The 24,884-nt window shown below is 45.3% G+C and carries 14 protein-coding genes; 13 read left to right on the top strand and 1 reads right to left on the bottom strand.

Going from position 1 to position 24,884, the window contains the following annotated elements; all coding sequences use genetic code 11:
- The first annotated feature begins 210 nt into the window (after window positions 1–210).
- From MHB80_RS01705 to MHB80_RS01765, 13 genes are all read left to right on the top strand, one after another.
- Window positions 211–3,009, top strand: a complete 2,799-nt coding sequence (locus MHB80_RS01705; protein ID WP_341280544.1) for a glycoside hydrolase family 3 C-terminal domain-containing protein — start codon at window positions 211–213, stop codon at window positions 3,007–3,009.
- A gap of 266 nt (window positions 3,010–3,275) precedes the next feature.
- Window positions 3,276–4,952, top strand: a complete 1,677-nt coding sequence (locus MHB80_RS01710; protein WP_341280545.1) for a hypothetical protein — start codon at window positions 3,276–3,278, stop codon at window positions 4,950–4,952.
- 17 nt (window positions 4,953–4,969) lie between these two features.
- Entirely contained in the window at window positions 4,970–6,556 is a 1,587-nt protein-coding gene (locus tag MHB80_RS01715; RefSeq protein WP_341280546.1) for a hypothetical protein, read from the top strand.
- Window positions 6,549–11,738, top strand: a complete 5,190-nt coding sequence (locus MHB80_RS01720) for an FtsK/SpoIIIE domain-containing protein (protein ID WP_341280547.1) — start codon at window positions 6,549–6,551, stop codon at window positions 11,736–11,738. Before MHB80_RS01715 ends, MHB80_RS01720 begins: the two co-directional genes overlap by 8 nt.
- A 27-nt stretch (window positions 11,739–11,765) precedes the next feature.
- Entirely contained in the window at window positions 11,766–12,641 is an 876-nt protein-coding gene (locus MHB80_RS01725; RefSeq protein ID WP_341280548.1) for a DUF4007 family protein, read from the top strand.
- On the top strand, window positions 12,642–15,980 hold the full coding sequence (locus tag MHB80_RS01730; protein WP_341280549.1) for a hypothetical protein: 3,339 nt from the start codon (window positions 12,642–12,644) through the stop codon (window positions 15,978–15,980).
- A 35-nt stretch (window positions 15,981–16,015) separates the two neighbouring features.
- Window positions 16,016–16,816, top strand: coding sequence for a phosphoadenosine phosphosulfate reductase family protein (locus MHB80_RS01735; RefSeq protein ID WP_341280550.1), 801 nt, complete (start codon window positions 16,016–16,018; stop codon window positions 16,814–16,816).
- A gap of 82 nt (window positions 16,817–16,898) precedes the next feature.
- On the top strand, window positions 16,899–17,312 hold the full coding sequence (locus MHB80_RS01740) for a hypothetical protein (RefSeq protein ID WP_341280551.1): 414 nt from the start codon (window positions 16,899–16,901) through the stop codon (window positions 17,310–17,312).
- Between the two features lie 119 nt (window positions 17,313–17,431).
- Window positions 17,432–17,776: a helix-turn-helix transcriptional regulator gene (locus MHB80_RS01745; RefSeq protein WP_341282829.1), complete on the top strand. Its 345-nt coding sequence runs from the start codon at window positions 17,432–17,434 to the stop codon at window positions 17,774–17,776.
- A gap of 26 nt (window positions 17,777–17,802) precedes the next feature.
- Window positions 17,803–20,235 (top strand): DEAD/DEAH box helicase family protein, encoded by a 2,433-nt coding sequence (locus tag MHB80_RS01750; RefSeq protein ID WP_341280552.1) that lies wholly within the window; start codon window positions 17,803–17,805, stop codon window positions 20,233–20,235.
- Between the two features lie 139 nt (window positions 20,236–20,374).
- Window positions 20,375–20,698, top strand: a complete 324-nt coding sequence (locus tag MHB80_RS01755; RefSeq protein ID WP_341280553.1) for a helix-turn-helix transcriptional regulator — start codon at window positions 20,375–20,377, stop codon at window positions 20,696–20,698.
- Between the two features lie 264 nt (window positions 20,699–20,962).
- Window positions 20,963–22,792 (top strand): histidine kinase N-terminal 7TM domain-containing protein, encoded by a 1,830-nt coding sequence (locus MHB80_RS01760; RefSeq protein WP_341280554.1) that lies wholly within the window; start codon window positions 20,963–20,965, stop codon window positions 22,790–22,792.
- Window positions 22,773–23,924, top strand: a complete 1,152-nt coding sequence (locus MHB80_RS01765) for a response regulator (protein WP_341280555.1) — start codon at window positions 22,773–22,775, stop codon at window positions 23,922–23,924. Before MHB80_RS01760 ends, MHB80_RS01765 begins: the two co-directional genes overlap by 20 nt.
- A 39-nt stretch (window positions 23,925–23,963) precedes the next feature.
- Here the strand turns inward: MHB80_RS01765 and MHB80_RS01770 are convergent, their stop codons facing one another.
- Entirely contained in the window at window positions 23,964–24,866 is a 903-nt protein-coding gene (locus MHB80_RS01770; protein ID WP_341280556.1) for a class I SAM-dependent methyltransferase, read from the bottom strand.
- Between the last annotated feature and the right edge of the window lie 18 nt (window positions 24,867–24,884).

A 24,884-nucleotide genomic window follows, 5' to 3' on the forward strand; every position in this document is an offset into this window, starting at 1 on the left:
AGTATGTCCTGCATGGTATAGACTGGTATATTTTGCATTTATAGAAGCGGTACTTGTATAGTAGTAGGGTAGCTTTTATTCTTTTAAAAGGCTTAATAGAAATCATACAAAGGTTCGTGAAAAACGGGAAACTTCATAATAGAAAAGGTGTTTTTCTATAGAGCCAGCAACAAGCAAATGGTAGGGATACGAGAAACAGGAGGGAATCAATTGAGTACACAAAGCATTGGAGTTCCATTAGAGGGTTTTGCAGAATTCAGCCGGACGGTAGCCGCAGAGGGTGCCGTATTATTGAAAAATGAAGGACAGGTGCTTCCGTTTAAGGATGGCGACAACGTTGCTATTTTTGGCAGAACCCAGGTGAACTATTATCGCAGCGGTACCGGTTCGGGCGGCAGCGTTCATGTTGCTTATACAACAAATCTGCTGGATGGGCTTCGTGGCAGCAAGAATGCTGCCGTCAATGAAGCGCTGGCGGCTGTTTATGAGAAATGGATTGAAGAAAATCCATTCGATAACGGCGGAGGTGGCTGGGCGGCTGAGCCATGGCATCAGAAGGAAATGCCTTTAGCGGATGAGCTGGTTTCGGAGGCAAGAAGTAAGTCGAACAAGGCTGTCGTGGTGATTGGACGTACAGCGGGAGAAGATCAGGACAATGCTGATGAGTCCGGAAGCTACCAATTGACAGTGGAAGAAAAAGCGATGCTGAAGCTGGTGACGGCTTATTTTGAACAAACCGTTGTCGTGCTTAATGTATCGAACATTATAGACATGAGCTGGCTGAACGATGAAAGCTACGTGCATCCCATTGCAAGTGTCATCTACTCCTGGCAGGGTGGCATGGAAGGCGGCAATGCAATTGCCGATGTGCTGGCTGGAGACGTGACGCCAAGCGGCAAATTGACGGATACGATCGCTTATTCTATTAACGATTATCCGTCGACTCGCAATTACGGGAATGAATTTAAAAATGTTTATGAGGAAGATATCTATGTGGGATATCGTTATTTTGAGACGTTTTGCCCGGATAAAGTTCAGTTTGAGTTTGGCTATGGCATCTCTTATACCTCGTTCGACATCAAGTCGGAGGATGCCGAGCTGACAACCAAAGCGGGAGATCATTACATTGAAATCGACGTCAACGTAACGAATACGGGAACCGCCTTCGCTGGTAAAGAAGTGGTGCAGGTGTACTACGAAGCGCCGCAAGGCAAGCTGGGTCAACCGGCTAAAGCGCTGGCCGCATTCGGCAAAACAAAATTGCTTCAGCCAGGCGAATCGCAGCGCCTTACGGTTAGCTTCCCTGTTTCTGCTATGGCTTCCTATGATGACGCTGGTGTGACGGGGCATCCTTCCGCTTATGTGCTGGAGGCGGGCACTTATCGTTTTTATGTGGGAACGAGTGTGAAAAAGGTAGCGGAAGTGGCTGTCGAAGGTCAGAATGGCTATGTTGTGGACACTCTTCAAGTTGTGGAGCAACTGCAAGAAGCGATGGCGCCAACAGAAAGCTTTACGAGAATGAAGCCGGGTGCCCGGAAGACAGATGGCTCGTATGAGCTAATCTCTGTAGAGGTGCCGCAGCGGAAGGTTTCTATGGCGGAACGGATCGAGAACAATCTTCCTGCAACGCTAGTGCAGACGGGCAATCAGGGACATACGTTAAGAGATGTTTTTGAGGGTGAAATCGGTATGGAAAGCTTCATCGCGCAGCTTAACGATCAGGATTTGGCGGCAATCGTCAGAGGCGAGGGCATGAGCAGCCCGCTCGTTACATCGGGGACAGCATCGGCTTTCGGCGGAGTCAGCGACCAGCTGTTCAATTATGGCATCCCTGTTGCTTGTACAGCAGACGGCCCGTCGGGCATTCGGATGGACAGTGGTCAGAAGGCGACTCAGGTTGCAATCGGCACCTTGCTTGCGGCAACGTGGAATACGGAGCTAGTGGAAGAGCTGTATGTAATGGAAGGTCAGGAGCTGCTAAGAAACAACATTGATACGCTTCTTGGACCTGGCCTAAATATTCGCCGCAGTCCGCTTAATGGACGGAACTTTGAATATTTTTCAGAAGATCCATTCATTTCGGGTGTATTTGCGTCAGCATGTACGAAAGGGATTATGAAGGGCGGCTCTAACGCTACGCTGAAGCATTTTGCCTGCAACAATCAGGAAAAGCACCGCAGCAAGGTCGATGCGGTCGTCTCCGAACGCGCTCTTCGGGAAATTTATTTGAAAGGCTTTGAAATCGCCGTGAAGCAGGGCGGTGCGAATTCGATTATGACCTCCTACAATCCGATCAACGGACATTGGGCCGCTTCCAACTATGACCTGAATACGACGCTTCTTCGCGGCGAATGGGGCTTTACAGGCATTGTGATGACGGACTGGTGGGCGATCATGAACGATGCCGTGGGTGGCGGTCCTGCAGATCGCAAACTGACGAACTGGATGGTTCGTGCGCAAAACGACCTTTACATGGTGGTACCGAACTACGGTGCGGAAATCAATGGCTGGGATGACAATACGATTGAATCGCTTGAAAATGGCACGTTGACCCGCGGCGAATTGCAGCGCTCTGCTATGAATATTTGCACGTTCATTATGAACGCGCCTGTATTTTCGAGAAAACATGAAATCGTAGAGACGGTTGAAGCGTTTAAGGCGAATGCTTCGCTTGCAGCGGCTGCTTCCTCAGAGCAAATACAAGTGCTTTCCCAAAATGCACAGGTGAAGCCTGCTGTAGCGGGTTCATCCTTTATGCAGGTGGATCAAGCTGGGCAATACCGGATCATTGTCAGCATTATGTCTCCAGAGACGGAATTAGCGCAAAGTGCATGTAATGTAACGCTGAACGATCAACTGATGACGACCATTCAAACGAATGGAACCGAAGGGAAATGGATCAGACAGAAGCTTGTGAAAGTCGAACTCGAAGCAGGCTTCTATGAACTGAAGCTGGAATTTATTAAGCCAGGCTTGCAGATGGAGTGGATTGAGTTTAAACAGGTTTAGGGTAGAGTAATAAGATGTATAGGATTAGAAAATGAAAAGAACAGCCTGCAGGGGTTTCCCTTGCGGGCTGTTCTTTTTTACTTGGAATGAAAGAATTAGTTAAATTCAGTATAACTACAACCAAAAAGTCCAATTTTATTGTCGAAAATGAAAAATTACCCTTATGGTTCAATTGAACTTATAGGTTAAATTTTGTATGATAGAAAATATGGAAACGATGACTATTGATTCATAGATTTAGGACTTGAGTAACTGATCGGGAGGATATGATGAATTCATTTGTTCAGTACTTGGACCAATTTAACGTGTTGTCGCCAAATCATGCCAAAATATACGACGAATATACAAATAGTACCGATCCGTATCGGCTATCCATTCAAACCAAGATTGAGCAATTTTTGCTATCGATATTTAATGGGTCTCCGCGCAGCGTCATTATGACGGGTAATGCGGGTGATGGAAAGACAAGACTATGCAGAAGTGTATATGAGTCATTAACTGGAAAGCCGCTGAATCAGTGGCCAGAAAGTGGAATTGTAGAAGTTCCTTTTAGTCAAGGGACACTAATTATTGTGAAGGACTTGTCCGAGCTTACGGAGACGGTTATTTACGATAGGCTGATACATCTTCAGAAACAGGTTGAAGACCATCATGCAGGAAATATGTATTATTTGATTGCTGCTAATGAGGGGAAATTAACGAAATTTCTTTCCCAGAGTGGGTCCCTAAAGTCCTTATCGGTGCTGGTGAATGATCGATTCATGGATCACAAAAAGAATGATGGGCAGCTTCATCTCGTAAATCTGCAGGATGTTACTTCCTCTATATATGCAGGTCTTATTATGGAGGAATGGAATCAAGAGGAAAACTGGGTAGACTGCGGAACATGCGGAAAAACCGCTAACTGTGTCATTTATTTAAATCATCGCAGAATGTCTCAAGAGAGCATAAGAGAAAAACTTGTCGAGCAGTATCGATTATTGGACTGTCTCGGCATTCATGTGACGATGCGCGAAATATTGATTCATATTAGCTACACACTGACCGGCGGTCTGACCTGTGAGCAAGTGGTGCATGCGGACTATAAAGCAATCGAAGAGCATGCTAAGCGAGCCTACTACAATAATTTCTATGGAACGGAAATGCCAGATGGTAGCTCTATTGAGCAGGGTGCCGTGCAATATTTTCGTAAATTGGACCCTGGGCAGCTGTCTGTTTCCTCGATTGACGACTATCTGCTGAATGGAGATATAAGTGGCGAGAAACAGATTGTAGATAAGCATGCCGATTTATTTGGTGAAGAGATTGATCTATTGTTCGGCTATTATCGCAAGCAGATTGAAATGTATCGTAGTCAAGATAGGAATAGGGATTCTAGTAAAATCGTAGAGCTAATGCCGGGCTTCAGACGCAAATATTTCTTTGAATCTGATGAGGGTGAACGGGGTACGCGTCAAAAACTGGTTCCTTATATGCATTTTTTCACTTTTATAGACAGCCTTAATGATCTTTCAAAGCGTTCTTCGATACGCAAGGCATTCATTCATGGATTAAACCATGCCTTTTCTAAAAAGCTGATTGATCGATCGGAAACCCAATTGTTCGCCGTAAATGAAAATTTGCTGATTCATGAGGCCTTCTCAACGAGCCAGGTTGTATTGAAAGTCGATGAATTACGCTCAGATATCGACTATAAGCCTTCAAAGCTATATATAACCGTGAATCATGGTCCAAGTTTGGAAGTGAAGCTGCCGGTGTTTGAATATCTGCTTCGGCTTGCGGATGGTGGACTTTACGTCACGCTCAAGCAGGAAGTGGACATATTGCTCAGCACATTCAGGAATGACTTAATCAATCGCAGTGCGTTGGATGATTTCCTTTTGCAGGTGTTTGCAATGGATATAGGCAAGGGCGTATACAAGCGTTACGAAATTAATATTTGACGTGGAGGCACTGCGATATGGCTACAGTTGAAGCAACAACTAAGCGGGAAGATTTTACTTCACAGCTATCATCGGATATTTGGGGACATCGTTTCAAGGACGGGCAGCGGGGTCCTGAGTATGTGCTGGAGTTTCTGAATGTGTTATTTGGTGCGAATTATTCCTTTAATGACGATATTTATTATCGCAGGAAGTCGGTAAGTCTCAGAGAGTTTATTTTTGAAGGCGTCAAAGAGGGCAAGGGTTCTACTATATTGGTTCTGGCAGAGAATAAAAAAGAGAAGCTGGTGCAAGCGGTTCAGGAAAACGATGTTGTCGTTCTGAAGCAGTTTTTGCGTAATTTAGAAGTGGTTCTATATGACACAGAAGGCAAAGAGGCAGACCGATCCTGGTTTGCAAGATCGCTTTATCCACTTCATGAATCCCTCTTATATGTGGAGCTGCGTAAAAAAGGGGCAAATCTTGCTTTCGAACGTAATTTTTTTGCCCGCGGCGGCGAGCTTTATTTTCTTATGCTTGCCCATGGTACAGATAAGCACAAAGACAGACGGCAATTCATAGAAAATCGCTTTCGACAACTACTGACCAAAAATAAGATTATTGCTAAAGTGGTTGATAAAATCACGACCGTTTTTGAAGAGTCGGAATCTTATCAGGATTATAGCTGTAAGCTGCGTTCTAACTCACAAGACGAAAATGTGCCTATATTGCCAATAGCAGCTCAGCTGGAAAATGAGCAATTATTCGAGCATTTTGGAAATGAGCTTGAGAGTCTTCTGCTGCTTGATCTTGATATTCATGAAATGTTCTATCTGCTTACGTCGCTTACCTGCTTTCAATTGGCGCGCTATATGCATGAACGGTCGATTCTTGCGCCTACTTCGATGACCTACTTCTTTGATTGTTTGGATGGGAAAAATAAACAAATTTCTCAGCTTGCTGCTATCAGCTTTGAGCAGCATGAGAGCTTCCTTAAAGCGAAGTTTGAAGATGAATTTGGACGGAAGGCTCAGGAGGTATTCGGTTCTCCTGAAAATATTGAGGAGCAGCTGCCGCTTTGGAAAGAGGAGCCGGAGAAGTTTTTTGAGCTAATGGGGCTTAGTAAAATGCGTAGTCGCAAGGAAGCTATTAGAAGAGTTCTGCTCAAATGCAGCAATGCGGATGATGTACTCGGAAAGCTGAAAAGCAGTGTCCGCGAAGTAGTGGCCGCTCAACTTAAGCAGCTTCAAATTACCCGCGTCCTGTCAAGGGACGGTGGGCTTGCTACCTATCGCCGCGGCTCGGCTATGAATTACCGATATACGATATCGGATTCCTTTCTACAAATGCTCGTTTTTACAAAGGTGAAGCCGGGCGAGAAAATGGAATATCATGATTTCCTTGAAACCTTGTACGGCGATTATGGAATTGTTATCGGGGAAAACCAAGCGAAGTCTTCTGGGCAATATGAGAAGTCCCGATTAAATATTCGTTATTTCCAGGACAACGAGAAAGCGCTTCGCGAGAAGCTACGGCACAATGGGCTGCTGATTGAGTTTTCTGATGCTACCGCAATGATTCAAAACCCATATAATTCGTGCGAAAAGGAGTTTTATTATGCATAGTTCCGCGAGACAGCTGCTAGGCAGGTGGGTCGTGGCATTAGTTCTCAGCTATTTTAACGAACAGAAAAAGGCGAATAGCGATAAGCTGTTTACTAGAATTTCCGGTATAGACGATGCAGCCTGGCACGATGTACTGGGTGCATTTCAAGAGGCGGAGGACAAGCTTGGTACATACTACCGGCCTATTTTAAGAACACTGACGAGCGTAGAAGGGTTTGACCGCTATCAGTGCAAGGAGCATGAGACGAGTACGTGGCTGCGCAATAATAACGCATCTGGCGACGCACTGCTGATTTTTATGAATGAAAGGTCAGCAGAAGCGCAAAGTCTGGAAAATATTTTTACAATCGACGAGGCTCGTCTCCTTAGCACGGAAGGACTGGAGGTGCTGTATAGGCTGCTTGCAGAGTCGTATAGGTATTATGGAGAAGAGCTGGAAACCCTTAAGACCTTTATGGTTATGTACAGCCGAATATCTGAGCCGCAGCTGCGCAACGTGTTGGCATTTCTTTCAGCCATTATAGAGGATACGCAAGTATCTATGGTAGACAAAGTTCAGAGTAATCTGAATCAACTGCTATTGTTCCGGGATGGCAAGCTCCAGATTAAGCAGAGTGATGGATTTGTTAGGCTCAAGCGCAACTATCAATTATCCAGGCTGGAAAAGGAAGGAAGGTCGTCTCAGAAGGATGAATTCATTGAAAATCTTGATGAATTTATAGAAAAAACGACCGGTGAGCAGGGTGAACATGAGCTTTGGCATAAAGTGCAGCCGGAAGTATTTAGACAGCAGGCGCTGGCATTTATTCAAAACCAATCCCTCGATTTGTTTCAGTATGAATATGAAGAGGTGGCCGCTGCACTGCATTTCAAAACAGGCAAGAAAAAGTTGAATGAGCGAGTAAATGATTTTAAAGAGCTTATTGAGGCAAAAGGGGAATGGTCAGAGGAACGCAATGATTTGCTATCCGAAACGCTGGAAGCTATTGACGACAATCCCGATCCCGACAAAGTTCAGGAGTTCATGGATGAATTCGCTGGTGAATTACAGGAGCAGCCAAAGCTGCGCAAGGACTTGGAGCGTACTATTATTCGCCAGAGGCAGCTAGCGGAATATACAGAGCTAAGTGATGCCCTGCTCAGAGAAAGCATTTTGCTCCTCGAAAAGCATTCCGAAGATTTACTTCCGGATGTGAATTTTGTACTTAGCGTGACCGATGCTGCTGTCAGTGAGCAGGACGGGAAGGCACTGAGGTTCCATTTGCTTCAGCTTGAGTGTTTAACAGGCTATATTTCTTTTGATGTCCATTCCTTAAATGTATCGAGCGAGAAGTCCAGCAATGATGTGGCTTTTCAACTTGTTTTCTATATGGATGGGAAAGAGGTAGATAAAAGCAAGTTTAAGCTCATACAAGCGTTTTGTGGCAGGCTAAATGACATGATTGAGCGTATGCAGGATGATGGCTATGTGCCATATGTACAGCAGTATTATGGTGATGATGTCAGACTAGTAAACATCCTCGATACGGTTAAAGAGAAAGTAAGCGGAGATGTCGTGCTTGGGCAGACAGAAATTATGCAGGCTGCAGATGCCTTCTGTGGTTTTGTGGAATTTTATAAAGCTGAGTTGATGCAGGCGTTAAAAAATGGGTTATGCAGCATAGCTCTTGATGAAATAGAAGAGCGGTTAGCGCTTCTTCTGTTAAAAGCACATCAATTCCCTCTTATTTCTATTCATATTTATCAATATATAAGCTGTCTGGGTGCATACGACAGCTACGAATGTAAGGTGACCGACAGAGTCGGGTTTGCTCAGGAACGTGTTCTTACCCTGCTGAATCCGCTTAGGTTGCTGGGCTATTCCAAACGTATTTCACTGATTAAAACTGAATTATCCTATTGGCTTTCCTCCGAGCAGATCTCATTGAACGTAGTGGGCGATATGGATGCCTATTTTCAACAGTTGCAGGAACGTACTTCACGCCTTTCCCCTCATTATTTTGCCGTTAATGGAGGACCGGATCAATACCTAATTGAACGGCAAGAAAGAATGGGAGAAGGAACGTTCGCTTTAAACGGCAAAAGTAGTGGGGAGGAGCAGCTTGTTGGTACCTTTGCCGAGGAGTTTCTCTCTACGGTCAAAACCTATCTTGAGGTTTATCCATATGCACGAGATTGTTTGGACATTGTGTTTCTATACTGCTCACATGCAGATTATGTAAAACGCTTAATCGATCAAATTTTCAAGCATACAAATGTCCGCAAGGTGAGAGCTGTCATTCATAGCGAGACAAGAGGCGCAGCAATCTATGAGGATTTAAATAGCTGGATTAACCAGGAAGAGCAATATGCTGAGAGGCATTATAGCTTTCCAAAGGTCGAGGTTCAGGTCATTGCTGAGCAGTCGATCAATGCCATGATGAAAGCTGTAACGGAGTCTTTGCATGATGCAGATATTGGTGTATTGGTTAACTACTTCGGTCAGTCGACTAGTGTGCAATATCGTTTGGAAAAAGTGTCGGTAAAGGATTCCGACAATTGGTTTGATACGATTTATCGGGAGCCGCTTAAAAAGGATGATGCCATTAAACGGGTAAGCCTAGTTAGTGAGAAGCTGCCTAAGCTGATGCAGTATTTTTATCAGATGCAATATATGATACACAACAGTGAAGCTCTCGAGCAAGATGAACATTATTTACTGCGAAATGTCATTTCACTAACCAGGCAGTCAGATGCTGAACTCATCAACTATATGCATGAACAATTTAACTGGTCACTCATTATTGATCGTTATTTGGATAAGTCGCTGCTGCGGCAGGTATCTTCCAAAGCGCAAATAATAAAGTACAAATCAAATGCAGGCAAAGATAAAGGGTTTCGCACCTTGGTATCCTCCTCTAAATATATTCGGAAGCTGGCTAACGAATTGTCAGATCATGAGTATTATGACCGATTATACCGTAAATTCACGTTACTGCTCAAGAATGACAATCTCGACCGACAAACGATCGTGAAGGCAATTGAGCGAGTCAAGGAAATATCAGGAGGTATTGTACTTCGAGCCATTGGCCCGGGACACTTTGCCCATGAACTAATGGCCATCTATTTGTCAACAGAAGCGAGGGCCGCCGAAGAGGGCGAGCTTGTTATCTATTCGCTGTGTGACGAGCTGCCTTGGTTCAGTGGTTCTGTTCGCAGACCGGATCTTGTACGAACTTCTATTCGCCGCAATAGGGAGAAAATTGATCTGCATTTTGAACTGGTGGAACTGAAATTTATTTCGCACACTATTTTTGAAACGGAAAGATACGATGCGATAAAGCAGGTTAAGGCGGGTCTGCATTTGTACAAGAGTCGCTTCCAATTTAATGAGCACCCGGCTAGCGCTGAACTATGGCGCAAAGAATTGATTTACTATTTACTGGAATATAACACCTATGATCGGCAAGATGCTTCACTGTTGAAGCACTTGCAAGATATTCCCATCGAAGATATTGATGTCTCGCTGGCAGGATCGATTGATACATTCGTCTATACCTCTAATTTACTTGAGCTTAGCATGATGGAAGATCATGTGAATGGATACCAGACGGAGATGCTTCAAAACGAATATATGAACCATATTTATAATCGCACTTATATTTTGAAAGCTTTGGGTGCGATGCAGGAGGAGACAATACCATCCTTTGAAGCGCTGCAAGAAGTGACCGCGTTCGTCGCAGATAAGATTGGTATTGAGCAGAATGAGGAATTAGATGATCAGGAGCCTGCGAGAACCTTAGCGGAAGTAGAAGTGAAAGTAGAAGCAGCGGTAGAAGTGGAAACAAAAGCAGAGGTAGAGGCAAAAGCACAGGTAGAAGCAGCGGCGGGGTCAGAGACTTCTGGAGAAGGGGTTTGGATGGCGATAGGCCTAGAAACAGAAGACAATCAGGCCGTGACAGCGCAGCAGCTAGAGGAATTTCAAAGTGCGAGCATGTCGTTCGTTGCAGCTGGAAGGGAAGAGGCAGTAGAAACAGTAGAGGCTGCTGTTATCTATCCAGAGCAAGCTGCGTTATTCGATGTGCCGCCTGTAGAGGTAGAGCAATCAGAGGATATCGCCTCTTTGGTAGAGAGCTACCAGAAGAAGCTGCGCTACAATTTTAATCAAAATGGCATTCATGTCAAAATTGTGGACTCTTTTGTAGGCGTAAGTGTCATTCGCATTGTCCTTGAAATACCTGGAGACAAGTCCTACAGCAGCGTAGAGAGCCGTACGAAGGATATCTATTTGTGGCTTCAGCTATCCTCAATACCGCTTATTGATCTTCGTAACGGGAGAATCAATATTGACATTAATCGTGAAACACCCGAAACTGTCTACTTTGAAAATTTCATGGCTCAGACGAGGGAGCTATTCCCTCCTGAGCGTCTTAAGGGAAAACTGATTGCGCCTGTCGGTGTCGGTCAACTAAGGGAACTCATTGTTATGGATTTCTCCAGCCCCAATACGCCGCATTTATTGGTTGGCGGTACAACGGGCAGTGGAAAAAGCGTTACAATTAACGCCATTATATTGGCCATGATGTGTATGTACAATCCTGAAGAGGTACAGTTCATATTTGTTGATCCGAAAAAGGTAGAGTTCCTCACTTATGAAAATCGTACCCATACAAGGCTGGTTATTACAGAGATTGAAGAGGCGATAGCAGCGCTGGAACAACTGGTTGAAGAGATGGAGCAGCGTTATCGGCTCTTCGCGGGTGAGAGCGTATCAAGTATCGATCAGTATGTCGATTTCACGGGGATACCGATGCCAAGGCTGGTTGTTGTTTTCGATGAATTTGCCGATTTTATGGAGCGAGAGAAAAGCTTGAGCGGACGAGTAGAGAGCGCCATTATGCGGCTTGGTGCTAAAGCGCGGGCGGCCGGTATCCATCTGCTCATTTGTACCCAAAATCCTAAAGCAGATATCGTTCCAACCAATATTCGAAATAATTTACCTGCAAGACTAGCACTAAAGACGGCGGACCATCATGCTTCAAAAATTATTATTAGCGAAGAAGGAGCGGAAAAGCTTGGCGGCAAAGGCGATTTTTTAATGAAGATGGATATGCCGGAGATTGTCAGGGCGAAAAGCCCTTATTTGACGCCAAGCGTCAAGAGAGCATTGCTGAGATACTTCGGAAGGAATAGTCAGCAATAGTCCCGCTGGAAAGGGTGGAGTTACACAATGAAATTCGGTCATCATCAAAGCTTCTACCTTCGGGTGAACTGGCTATCCAAAGCGATGAAAAGGCGGAACGAAGACCCGCAGTTTTTTTACGATGAATTTGGTTTTGAGAAGATTGGGCTTGGCAAAAATATGGTCAAGTCGCTAAGATACTGGGCGGTAGCAACTTCCGTAATGGCTGAGGATAAAAATGAGGATGGCAAATCGATTCATCAATTGACCCAGTTTGGACAACTGCTTTTTGACAACGATCGTTTCATTCGATTGCCTCTGACAGCTGCCGTCCTGCATTGTCTAATGGTTTCCAATAAAGAGCAAGCTACTACCTGGTATTGGTATTTTAATGAGTATGGTCATCGTTCGAGTGCCAATGATGATTTACTTGCAGCGTTGCAGGAATGGGTCAAGCAGCATCATAAACGAGAGGTGTCGGCCAATACGCTGAAGCGTGATTTGGATTGCCTAAAGCAAATGTATACGGTGCAGGCAAAGAGCGAGGATGATCCAGAGGAGGTCGTAGCAAGTCCTTTCTCTGGATTAAATCTTCTTTATGATACGAAAGAACAGTTTGTGAAACGAAGCCCAGATTCACAGCACATCGATCTGCATGCTCTTTATTTTAACCTGCTATATTATTGTGGCAAATATGATGTGAATAGCGTGACCTTGGAAGAAATATTAGTAAAACCGATGTTGTGGGGCAAGCTGTTCCATCTATCCTCCAACCAAATTTTGGAGGCTCTTGAGCTTCTCCATGCTGATTCCACCTATCCCGTAAAATTCGTTCGGACCAATCAGATTTATAGTTTAAATATAGAGGTAGAAGACGCGTATGTTTTCTTGCGAAAAGCATACGCATGGAAGGCGGCTTATTAAATGCAAGGATTCCGCTCAAGCATTAACTTGCAGCTCGATTTGCTAAATCAGGAACTGCTTCAACGATACGTACTGACATCCTCCCATAGTGAAGTGTTCCGAGGTATTCTGGAGGGCGTTACACAGAGCGCGGCGCATGCCCACTTATTAATTGGGCCATACGGCACCGGTAAATCACTTCTTGCGACAATTATATGCCAATTTCTGTCGAAGCAGTTCTCTCCGGAATGGCAGACACAGCTGCTTGCACAAGCGGAACGAATCGATACCCAGTTAGCCGCCCGGTTGCGTGAGTTCGGCAGCTCGGATTACATTTATATTCCGGTTATCATTAACGGAAGAACTGGAAGTTTACGAAAAATCGTAAATCAGGCGATATATCGCGCCCTTCATCTAGCAGGCGTTGCAATTGCAACGCCGAATGAGGCAAGCTCTATTTTGAGTACAGTCGAACGCTGGAAAAGCCAGTACCTTGATACTTATCGTGTCTTCATGAGGCATTTGACAGAGAATAAATGGACGGAAACGGAATGGCATTCTGCCATTATGAACTGCCATGAGGATGTGACGAAGGACTTTATCGCGTTTTATCCTACCGTGACTTCAGGTACGGCTTGGACGGTCGAACATGAGAGCTATTTTGTTGATAATCTTGAATGGCTTTATGTGGAGCTTGCGAAGAAAAGAATAGGCTTGTTTATTGTGTATGATGAATTTGGTCGGTTTCTACAATCGCTTGGAGGAGCGGACACCACTCTGAATATGCAGGATCTTCAGGATTTCGCCGAGTTTGTTGATCGTGCTGAAAATATGCATTTGCTCGTTGTTGGGCATAAGCATATTCGACAATACGCAGTAAATTCAAGGGAAAGTGTTCGTGGAGAATTCGAAAAGGTGGAGAAGCGATTCAGATTTTATAGTTTGGAAACGGACGCATCTACCTTTTTACGATTAGCGCAGGAGGCCATTTCTCCAATCAATACGCAGTGTTTGGGGCTAACGGTTGAATTGGAGCCGCTAGAGATGCTTCAGCGTTATCCGCTTTTTGGTGAATATACGTCCTATCAGCTGGAGCACGGCATCATTCAAACCTTGTATCCCCTTCACCCTGTTGCGGTGCTGCTGCTACCACAGCTGTCGAACATTTTTGGACAAAATGAACGAACTCTGTATTCCTTCTTAACCGATAACGAGCGTTATAGTCTGCTCGATCATGTTCATCAGCAGAGTGACTACTATTATGCGGATCAGCTGTTTCATTTCTTCAATATTGCCACGGCAGAGGATGGAGACCAGCCTAGCCTTCAGCTCTATCATACTATTGCACCCTATCTCGATGATAAGCATCCTATGCAGCATCGAATGGTTGAACTGCTGACACTTTGGGCGGTTACCCGGCTTAATCAGAAGCAACCCGCAACATTGCCGTTCCTTTCTTTTGCATTAGGTGTAACTTTGGAAGTGGCTCAGTACACTCTCGATCAGCTGCTCAAGGCTAAGGTTGTTCGTTATAATTCTATCCGTGATCTCTGGGAGCTGTATGATGGCAGTTCAATTGATGTGAATGCAGTAGTGGCAGGTAGAATAGCCTCAACTTCACTAAATGTAAGAGAAAGTCTCTCCTTATTGGAGCGACACCTACCTATATCGTATGTCATGCCCTATGAATACAATGATGACATGGACATGCTTCGTTATGCGGATGTACGCTTTACAAACATAACAGAGCTTAAATCTGGTAATAACGTCATCTTTACAGCAGATGATCGAATTTGGCTGGTCCTGTATATGGATGCCGAAGAAATGGATAATCCCGATTCCGTTATGAATGAACTGGCTGCGCCTTATTGTATAGCGTTCCCGAAATTCACTGCGGAAAGTATTCGTCCAAGTCTGCTGCACTATAAAATCATTGAGCAGCTTTTGCAAGATCCTTTATTTCTGGCAGAAGATTCGAGAGTGAAAAACGAGCTCATTTACATGCTTCATGAGACTAGTGTGAGAATTAAGGCTTTCGTGGAGCGCTATTTTGTATTTGAGGAGCTGGATTGGCGCTGGGGAGCGCAGCGAAGAATGATTAAAGATCTGCGAGGACTTGAAGGTCTGGTAACAGAACGGTTAAGGAATACGTATCAGGATACGCCAGTTATTCGAAATGAAGCCTTCAATCGAAATCGCATTTCTGGCATACAGAGACGGGCACTAATTGATGTCATTGATCGTGTTATCCGCCAGCCGAGTGAGCCCAGTCTAGGCATAACAGGATACGGGCCGAACTATCTCATTTATGCGAGCGTGCTGAAAAATAATGGTTATGCATTTGATGTGGAAACTGGTGTGAGCTGTACAGGCAAGCTTGAGGTAATCAGAGATGAATTGAGGCAAAGACTTGAGAGTCAACCTATTGGAAGGCTGTCATATTTGGTTTCCATGATGGGGGAAGCTCCGTATGGTATTCGAGCCGCCGTGGTTCCGCTGCTCTTCGTTGCCTTGCTCAGAGATCGCTGGGATCAACTGCTGTTTTATTCCCATGACATGCTTACCACTCATTTAAGCGGAGCTTCGGTTTTAGAGCTGGTCGAGCTTGCTGAAGCTTATGAGTATCGCTACTTTAGCTGGACGGCTGAAGAACAGCAACAGCTTCAGGAGCTGGGCGGTCATTTCGGACTTCCTGCTGAGAATTGTGTAAGCTTCGTACATACTGCTGACACCCTGCTGTTATGGCTTCGGAGTCTTCCTAAATATGCTCAGATTACTGCTCGTGTATCGAATAAAACCCGAAAAATCCGTGATCATATTCGATCTGCAGAAATTGATCCTTATATGCATATGAGGCAATTAGCGGCTTATGGACATGAATTGGCTGATGCCAAGAGAGAGCTTGAGACATTTATAACAACCAATGAGAGTGAGCTGGTACAGCATGTATTAAGTCTGACCAACCTCGATTCTCTTTCACAATTGTTTGCTGACCTCATTAAACTTCGTGATCAGGCGATTAGTAAAAATAGCAAGCTCTCCACCTTAGTGAAAACAGAGGGTGGACCTACAATGATCGATCAGCTCTCTGAGCATCTCGTTGGTGTTTCCCGTACAGAATGGTCGGATGCAACCCAAGATTTATTTTTGAGTCAAATGAAATATGAATGGCAGCTGCTCCTTGTAAAAAATGAGGTTGCGGCTACATCGGAGCAAGTTTTGGAGCCGCAGATCGAATTGTCCAAAAAGTCTCAGACGCTTTATGCCAACGTAAAGAACATGTTGAAATACGGGGGAAAAGATAGTACAGCTCAGGAAATAAGACAACTGCTGCTCCAGTTGCTTCAAGAAATAGAATAGGGCTTGTATGGGGGTTTAAGGAAGGAGGAACGGTTATGATGAAGCGCAAGCCGGTCCATGTAGCCATGTACAGCGGGGGAGCATCGTCTGCTTATGTTGCATATCATATGGTGCAAACCCATGGGAGAGAAAATTGCATTCTCTTTTTTACCAACACATTATGGGAGCATGAAGATAACTATCGTTTTATGCATGAGGTAGCTGATTACTTAGGTGTGGAAATTACCTATCGTACCGATGGCAGAACACCCGAGCAGGTATTTTATGATTACAAATTTATGGGCAACTCCCGATTGGCAAAATGCTCGGAGGAGCTCAAGGTTAAGCAAACGGTCATATTTCTTGAGGAGCTAAGGGATGAACACGGGCTTGAGCCAATTCTGTACTTTGGAATTGGACGCCATGAGCAGCATCGAGCAGAGAATCTCAAGGATTTTTATGAACATGTTCCGTTAGAGTCCGTAGAAACGCGTTTTCCACTCATCTCGACATTTCGCGAGGAAATCGATGCTAAACGAATTATTGAGGAAGAATGGGGCATAAAGCTGCCTATTATGTACGAATTAGGCTTCTCTCATGCAAACTGCGGCGGTAGATGCGTAAGAGGCGGCTTCCAGCATTATGCGCAATTGTATCATACGTGGCCGGAAACCTATCGGGAGCAGGAAGAAATGGAAGAACAATTTCGTCAGCATTTTGATAAAAATGTCTCTATTCTAAAGCGTAATGGGGGTCCTTACACCCTTCGTGAGTATCGTGAGTTACTGGAGAAAGAAGGCCTGGAGCGATATTTAAGCGTAGAGGATGATACGGTTCCATGTGTTTGTACGGTTTAGCAACAAAATTTTAAATCTATTGGTCTAAAATAGCATAAACTCCGCATACTAAGTAGTAATACCGATAGAATGGATGACGTGTATGCGGAGAGAAAATGCAAGGCAGGAATGCCCAGATTTGCAGGAGGGGCAGAGCCTATTGATTGCTTACCATTTTCATAAAAAATGTTTTTCGATACGTAGTCGCTCCTCCCGAAAGGTCATTGGCTATACGGACCGGATTGTATTAAGCAATGCCCGCTTTCTAGTTTCTCAGTCGGGGCGAGCACGGGTGCTGCGAGAGCGGATGAAGAACATTCATGCGTATGTGCAAGGTGAGTTCATGCACGAGCTGCAGCATGCGGAATTTCCTATTGCATATGTGAAAGAAGCTTATTATAATCCTTACCGCGTATCCACATTTGTTGATAAAGGGAGAACAGAGCCGATTCACTTTGCTCCAATAGCCATCTGCGAACAAGGGAAAGTTTATTACGGCGTAGGCAATTGGCAGTGACAATGAGCATAAAGTACCAGAATGTGACACCATTCTACTCTAAACTTGAACCTATAGGTTCAAGTTTATTTTTTATGCATGTAAAGAAACTGTGGAGCTTGGTATAGTCAGTTTGGGTGATGGCATTGGGATACGACTTTCAGGTTATTGGTAATCGCATACGTAAGGCACGGGAAGTAAAAGGAATAACGCAGGATATGTTGGCTAAAGCGATGGAGGTATCCAACGCTTATATAAGCAAAATCGAACGGGGAAAAACACCGATTAATTTGGATAATTTGAGCAAAATTTGCGAAACGCTCGAAACCCCCGCTGAATACATACTGACGGGAACGAGTACAGCAGCAGACGACTATATGCATAACGAAATTATGGAGATGCTTGAGGGCTGCTCACCTGACAAAATTAAATTGATCGCACAGGTGATCAAGCCGCTTATCGATTATAAGGGACGGCTTGATTAAGGCCGTTATTGAAATGAGGCTGCACAGTGCTGGATATTAAATTAATTACTGAAAATTTGGCGGATGAGCTTATACCGAGTATTCAAAAGGCGACAGGAATTTATATCCTGACGTCTTTTGTCATGGACTCAGGTGTGCGGCTGCTTCAGCCATATTTAAAAAGTGCGATGGACCGCGGTGCAGATATTAAAGTATTGTCCGGCGATTATTTATTCGTGACACAGCCTAAGGCGCTCAGAAGGCTGCTTGCAATAGATGAGCGAATCGAAGCGCGCCTATGGAGAAGCTATGGTACTTCTTTTCATCCTAAGGCCTATCTGTTCGACTATGGGCAGAGTCAGGGGCAAATGATTGTGGGGTCCTCGAATTTCTCTTTATCTGCTTTTCAGGTAGGCTATGAATGGAATTTGGCAGTAAACGCTGAGGCGGAGCCTTTTACGTTTAGCCAAGCCCTAGATCAATTTATGCATAGTTTCTATCACGAACAGACATGTACTTTGCATGCGGAAGCAGTCAATGAGTATGAGCTCCATTACAATCATCATCACCGCAAATTTCCGGAGCTGGAGCGGTTCATTTCCGAGGAGGAAGAGTCGGAGCTTATGATGCCGGTAAAGCCAGCGACAAAAACGGTTTCTGGTTTAAAGGATTTGGCAGTAAGCGCAGTTATTCAGCCCAGGCTTGCTCAAGTAGCTGCATTAGAGGCTCTCCAAGCGACAAAGGAAGAAGGCTATGACAAGGCGATGGTCGTCATGGCTACGGGACTCGGAAAGACTTATTTGGCAGCTTTTTTTGCTAAATCCTTCAAACGTATATTATTTATCGCGCATCGCGAGGAAATTTTACAGCAAGCTCGGCGCTCATTCCAGCTTGTATTGCCTAATCGAAGTAGTGGTCTTTTTAATGGCGCTGAAAAGGATGGCGATTCAGAGCTTATTTTTGCTTCTATTTATACATTAGGCATAAAAAAACATCGTGAGCGATTTGTAACGGACGCATTTGATTTGATCGTGGTGGATGAGGTACACCATGCTGCGGCAAAATCTTATACGGCTGTTTTGGACTATTTTAAACCTAAGTTTCTGCTTGGTATAACAGCGACACCACAGCGGATGGATGGACAAGATATATATGCATTATGCGATGGTAACGTTGCCTATCAGTTGCATTTTGTCGAAGCGATATCGCGCGGATGGTTGAGTCCATTCCATTATTACGGTATATACGATGAAACGGATTATAACCAAATTACTTGGCTTGGTGCGCGTTATGACGAGAAAGAACTGCTCCATGCGCAGCTTCAGGAGGATCGCGCAGCTATCATACTAAGAGGCTGGGAACGGTATAGACAGACACGTACACTTGGTTTTTGTTCTTCAATTAGCCAAGCGAATTTTCTCTCTAATTATTTTAAAGGACAGGGATTCCGAGCACTTAGTCTGCATTCACGAACGACTGAAATGACCCGAGCAGAAGCAATAGCTGCTTTGACCGAAGGTGAATTGGAAATTATTTTTACAGTAGACCTGTTTAATGAGGGTGTGGATATTCCTAGCGTCGACACATTACTATTTGTCCGGCCGACGGAATCTCTGACCGTTTTTACGCAGCAGGTAGGACGAGGCCTTCGCCTTGCAGAGGGGAAATCCCATTGTGTAATCATTGATCTAATTGGTAACTATCGGAATGCTGAGCAAAAGTTGTCTCTTATACGGCAAGATTTTGGAAGCCCTACTAACGAGCGCCAATCAGTGGCTGAGACAGCAAGCTTGCAGCTTCCAGCCGAGTGTGTCATTGATCTCGAAATCGGTATAATTAATTGGCTTGAATCCCTATTAGTAAGGAAGCATCCACGTAAAGAGAAGCTGCTGTCGGCTTACGGGGAGTTGAAGAGGGAGCTGGGCAGGCGTCCAAGTTATCTAGAGCTGCATTTGCATGGTCTTGCTCCAAGTAATGAGTATCAGAAGGAATTTAAATCCTATCCGGGATTTTTGCTCTGGGCGGGTGAGCTGTCTGATGAAGAAAGCCAAGCCTATATGCAGGCAGAGAGCTGGCTGAAAGAAATAGAAAGTACACGTATGACCAAGAGCTATAAAATGGTGTTACTGTTTACGATGCTTGAACGTGGGGGGAAACATTGGAGTGATCCTATTACTTCACTAGAGGCGGCGCCTCTTTTTTATAGCTATATCATGGGAAAAGAATATCGTAGAAAAATCGATTTTTCAGGTAAAGAAACAGGTGGACTGGCTGCTGAATACAACGAGAATAAAATGGCTGCCCTGATTGAAAAAATGCCAATGAAAAAGTGGAGCGGAAGCTCGAAGGAGCTAGTTACATACGCGAACGGTACGATAATCTTGAATCGAGAGGCGGTAACTGATTCTTCTATTGTGTACGAATGGACGCGGGAAATTTGTCTGTATCGACTGCAAACATACTTTGAGCGTAAGGCCTAATACCCTCCTAGTGATTCATTTACATCTCGCTCTGACGTATATATTAATCGCCTAGTCCCTTTAACTTATAGGTTAAACTTGCAGTGTGGTGCATGTTATGAGGAAGGCAAGCTGATATACTCGGGTTGGGTGATGAATATTGGATGTTGATTATCAAGTCATTGGCGGCAGAATACGCAAGGCGCGAGAAGACAAAGGTGTCACGCAGGAAAGGCTTGCAGAATGCCTGGATGTGTCAAATGCTTATATAAGCAAAATTGAGCGAGGCAAAACGGCTGTTAATCTCGACAATTTGGACAAAATCTGTGCAGCTCTGGATACATCGATTGAATATATTCTAAGCGGAACAAATACAACGGCGGATGATCATTTGCGCAACGAAATTATAGAGATGCTCGAAGGGTGCTCACCCGAAAAAATGAAATTGATTACTCAAATTATCAAGTCGATTGTAGAGTATTGAAAATTAAATGTCGTTATGTTTAAGCAGAATTGATATATTTTGCAAATTTTATCGCTCGCCAGATCGGAGCGATTGGTTATAAAAAAAATTCTTTCTGAGATGCACTGTCTGATTTAAGAGAGCTTTGAGAGCATTATACGGATAGACAATAATCTTCCTTCCAAGCCCCGACCAATCCCGGTCGGGGCTTTACAAGGATTTTCAGCCATTTTGTCGAATGATAGACGAGATGCTCGAAAGAGCGAATGAAAGGTAGGTGCCGTCGTGGATACGAGATTGTGGATGTCAGTATTGCTATGCTTTGCGACGGCGCTGATGCTGTTTGTGTTGTTCCTGTCCTATCGGAAACGCCATTTGCAGGTGGCGAGAACGATGGTTTACATGATGGCAGCAGCATCCTGCTATGCGCTTGGCTATGCCTTCGAAATATTGAGCGTTACCTTGGACGGCGTAAAGCTGTCGCTTCAGTTCGAATATTTAGGCATTCCCTTCGTCTCCGCCTTCTGGCTGCTGATGGTGATCCAGTTTACCGGACTTGCAGCTCCTTACCGAAAATGGCTTGCGCTGCTGCTTTTTCTCATCCCGTCGATCACATTTCTTCTGCATCTTACTAATGAATGGCATCATCTTGTGTACGCGGGCTATTTTCCGAATCCGGACGATACCGTTCCGTTGTACAATACATTAAAAGGCCCTTGGTATGCGGTGCATGGCGTTTATAATTATACGATTTTGCTGCTAGGCATTCTGCTGTTTATTCCGATGTATATACGAGCTTTGCCTATTGTGCGGAAGCAGATTGTCCTGCTTATTCTTGGAGCGGCTGCGCCGATGCTTTTTAATATAGGTTATATGTTTAATACGATCATTGACTTTACACCGCTTGGGTTCGCTGTATCGGGCGTCGTGTATGCTTGGGGTATTTTTCGATTCGGACTGCTTCGGTTAACACCGCTTGCTTATGCCAAAATGTTTGATACCGTTCGTGACGGGGTGGTGCTGCTGGATTATGAAAATCAAATCGTGAACCACAACCGCGCAGCCGAAGAGGTGTTTCCCGAGCTTGTTCAAACGAAAAGCTTCCCTGCCTTCGGCAAGGACATACTAGCGACTAGTCCCGAATTGCTCCAGCGAATATCTACCGTGGGTTTTCAGGATGAACGGTTTGCATTCCAGCGTTTGCTGGGTGATCGGCACATGTATTACATTTGCAGCTTAACGTATATTTACGACACGGGGACGACCCCGATTGGCAAAATGCTGATGTTCAGCGATATTACGGAGCTAAAGGAGAATGAGGAGCGACTTCGTGAAAAATCGCAGCAACTGTCCCAACTGAACGCCTTTAAGGATAAGCTGTTCACCGTTATGGCTCACGATATTCGTGATCCCATCGCCCTACTAGTGAGCTTAACCGAGCTGCTGGGCGAGGAGCCTACGGATACCGATATTGCCAGCGCCGAGGTATTTCAAGAGATTAGACGGCAAATACGCGCCACCTTCCAACTCGTCGATAATTTGCTGGACTGGTATCGCAGTCAAAATGGCGAGGTTGCATTCCGGCCGCAGGCCTGGAACCTGCAGCAGGTTATCCGCCAAGCTTTATCGCTGGCAGGAGCCAGGGCAGGGATGAAAAACATTCAAATTTCCGAGCAGATTGACGAGAGGCTGACGGTGAATGCCGATAAAGAAATGCTGGATCTGATTTTTCGAAATTTGCTTTCCAATGCGATTAAATATACGGATATCGACGGAAAGATCGAGCTCAGCGCTTCCATTGAGCATAATGAGGTAACGGTATCCATTAGCGACAACGGGAGCGGGATTGATGAGGAGACGGCGCGGCTGCTGCGTCATGATGAACTCTTTTTCAAGGAGCCTGGATTTGCAAGTGGGGAGGACGGAAGCGAAATGAGATTTGGTCTCGTATTGACCCGGGAATTTCTCCGCATGCATGGCGGCAATCTCCGATTTGAGAGCTCGGCGGGGCAAGGAACGACATTCCAGTTTACATTGCCAGGGGACGTCAGCAGCAGGGTCGAAAGTGACAGCGAGGAAACGGTGGTGAAAGCTTATGAAGGTCATCTTAATTGATGATGAACCCGTCATGCATTTAATTATGCGGAAAATGCTGGCGAAATACACAGAACTGCAGGTTGTAGGGGCATTTGTGAATACGCATGCGGCGGGCGATTTTCTCGCTGGAAATACCGATGTCGAGCTGGCGTTTGTAGACATCTCCATGCCGGGTGACAGCGGGCTTGCGTTTGCTTCCAAGCTGGACGAGGAGGGCTGCAAAACACAAATTGTGTTCGTTACCTCGCATAAAGATTATGCCGTGGATGCATTTGAGCTGTCGGTGCTCGATTATTTGGTGAAGCCCGTAACGCAGGAACGGCTGGAGCGGACGATTCATCGTGCACTGGAAGGCAGGAAAAGGATAGGCGATTCCCCGACGGGCAGCGCTCTAATTCAAAACCCCAACCGTGTCAGAATCACAGCTTTAGGTGACTTTTCCGTGCAAAATGAACAGGGACGCGTGAAATGGATTTCCAGCAAAAGCGCCGAGCTGTTTGCCTACCTGCTTCTGAACCGTGGTCGCAGGATTTCGCGTGCCAGGCTCGTTGCAGATATTTTCGCCGGTATGACGAGTATGAATGCGGAAAAGTATTTGAATACGACCGTCTATCAGCTTCGCAAATCATTAGAGCCGTTAGCGCTTCGGGATGCCATTCGCTCGGAAAATGACGGCTACGCGCTGGAGCTGGCCGATGCGATGATTGATTTTGAGGAGTTTGAGCGTCAAACACGCAAATGTAAAAGGGTTGACGCTGTTAATATGGAGGACGCGCTGAACGCGGAAAGGCTCTACACGGGGGATTTGTTCGGCAGCAAAGCCTACGTCTGGGCTATACACGAGACGGATCGGCTGGCGGAAATTTACACCTCGTTCGTCAAAAATGTAGTGGAGACGCTCTTCGTTCTCTCCAATACGGCAGCAGCATCGAAGCTGCTGCTGAAGCTATATGCACAAAATCCCCTTGATGAATCCGTTCTGAGCCTGCTGCTCCGCAAGCATGCGCAGGACGGAAACAAGAAGGGGCTTACGGCCCAATACATCGACTATGTGAGGCTGATCAAAAAAGAGCTCGGCATTCGTCCATCCAAAGCACTGCTCCTCTTATACGATTCTCTTGTCAGTGAATTATCTGATCACGCTAAATAATTTAAATTATGATCTCGACCTACGCTGACCTAAGCTGATTTAAGCTTTAACGGTTTCTGGTCGTGTATACATATTCAGCTCCTGCAACTGAATCAGCACCTTGCCATAACGTCCACTCTGATGAATGACCACTTTCCCATCGGGATAAGTACGGTGCACATAATCGGTAACGATTTGGCGGGCAGACTCATTAGGAATTAATTTATGGGTTTTCAGCGCTTGCATGACTTCCTCTATTGCTTCTTCGTAAGACGACTCGGTCGTTTTTGTTTCTTTCGTGATAATGGATTGGAATGAATAACCCTTCAAATAGAGCAGGTGCGTTAAGTAGGCCATATCCGAGCTTTCTGCATGAACCTCCTGGCCTGTCAGCAAAGGAAGAACAGCTTGCAGCAGACTATGCTCTCTAGGCCCCGCACCTACACTAATGTAGCAATACTTGCGAGCTGTGCTGAGTACCCGCTCCACGCTTGCCCAATCGACAATGACCGGACACATGGACACAAATACGAGATCGAAGGCGTCGCTCCAGCCCCTTGCGGCAAGATCCAGCTCCTCAAACACATCATGGACCAGCAGGACCTGCCCCTGATCAAACCTTGCTGTATTTTCCGCGAACAGCTCGCTTAGCGGAACGTTAGGCTCTACAGCCGTCACCCGTGCTCCCCGGTCGGCGAAAGGAACCGTGAACCCGCCCGAGGCAGCGCCGATATCGAGTACGGACAGCCCTTGGAAGTCAACACCTTGCCCTTCTATCCAGCGAATAATGCGCTCGCTTCGGTGTCTTCCCCCTTCACTGAACACCTCTGCATTAAAGGTTTTTGCTTTATGGTCAAAGGACGTGCGGCCAATGCCGGCCTTCTTCATTTTATTGCCCGTCGCGTTCGGGTCCTCCGTCCAAGCTTTCTCCCACACAGCTGCATTAAACAAATTCCTACTCATATCCCGTCATTCCTTTCC

Origin of the sequence: Paenibacillus sp. FSL H8-0537, from assembly GCF_038051995.1 — a bacterium.
Taxonomy (GTDB): domain Bacteria; phylum Bacillota; class Bacilli; order Paenibacillales; family Paenibacillaceae; genus Pristimantibacillus.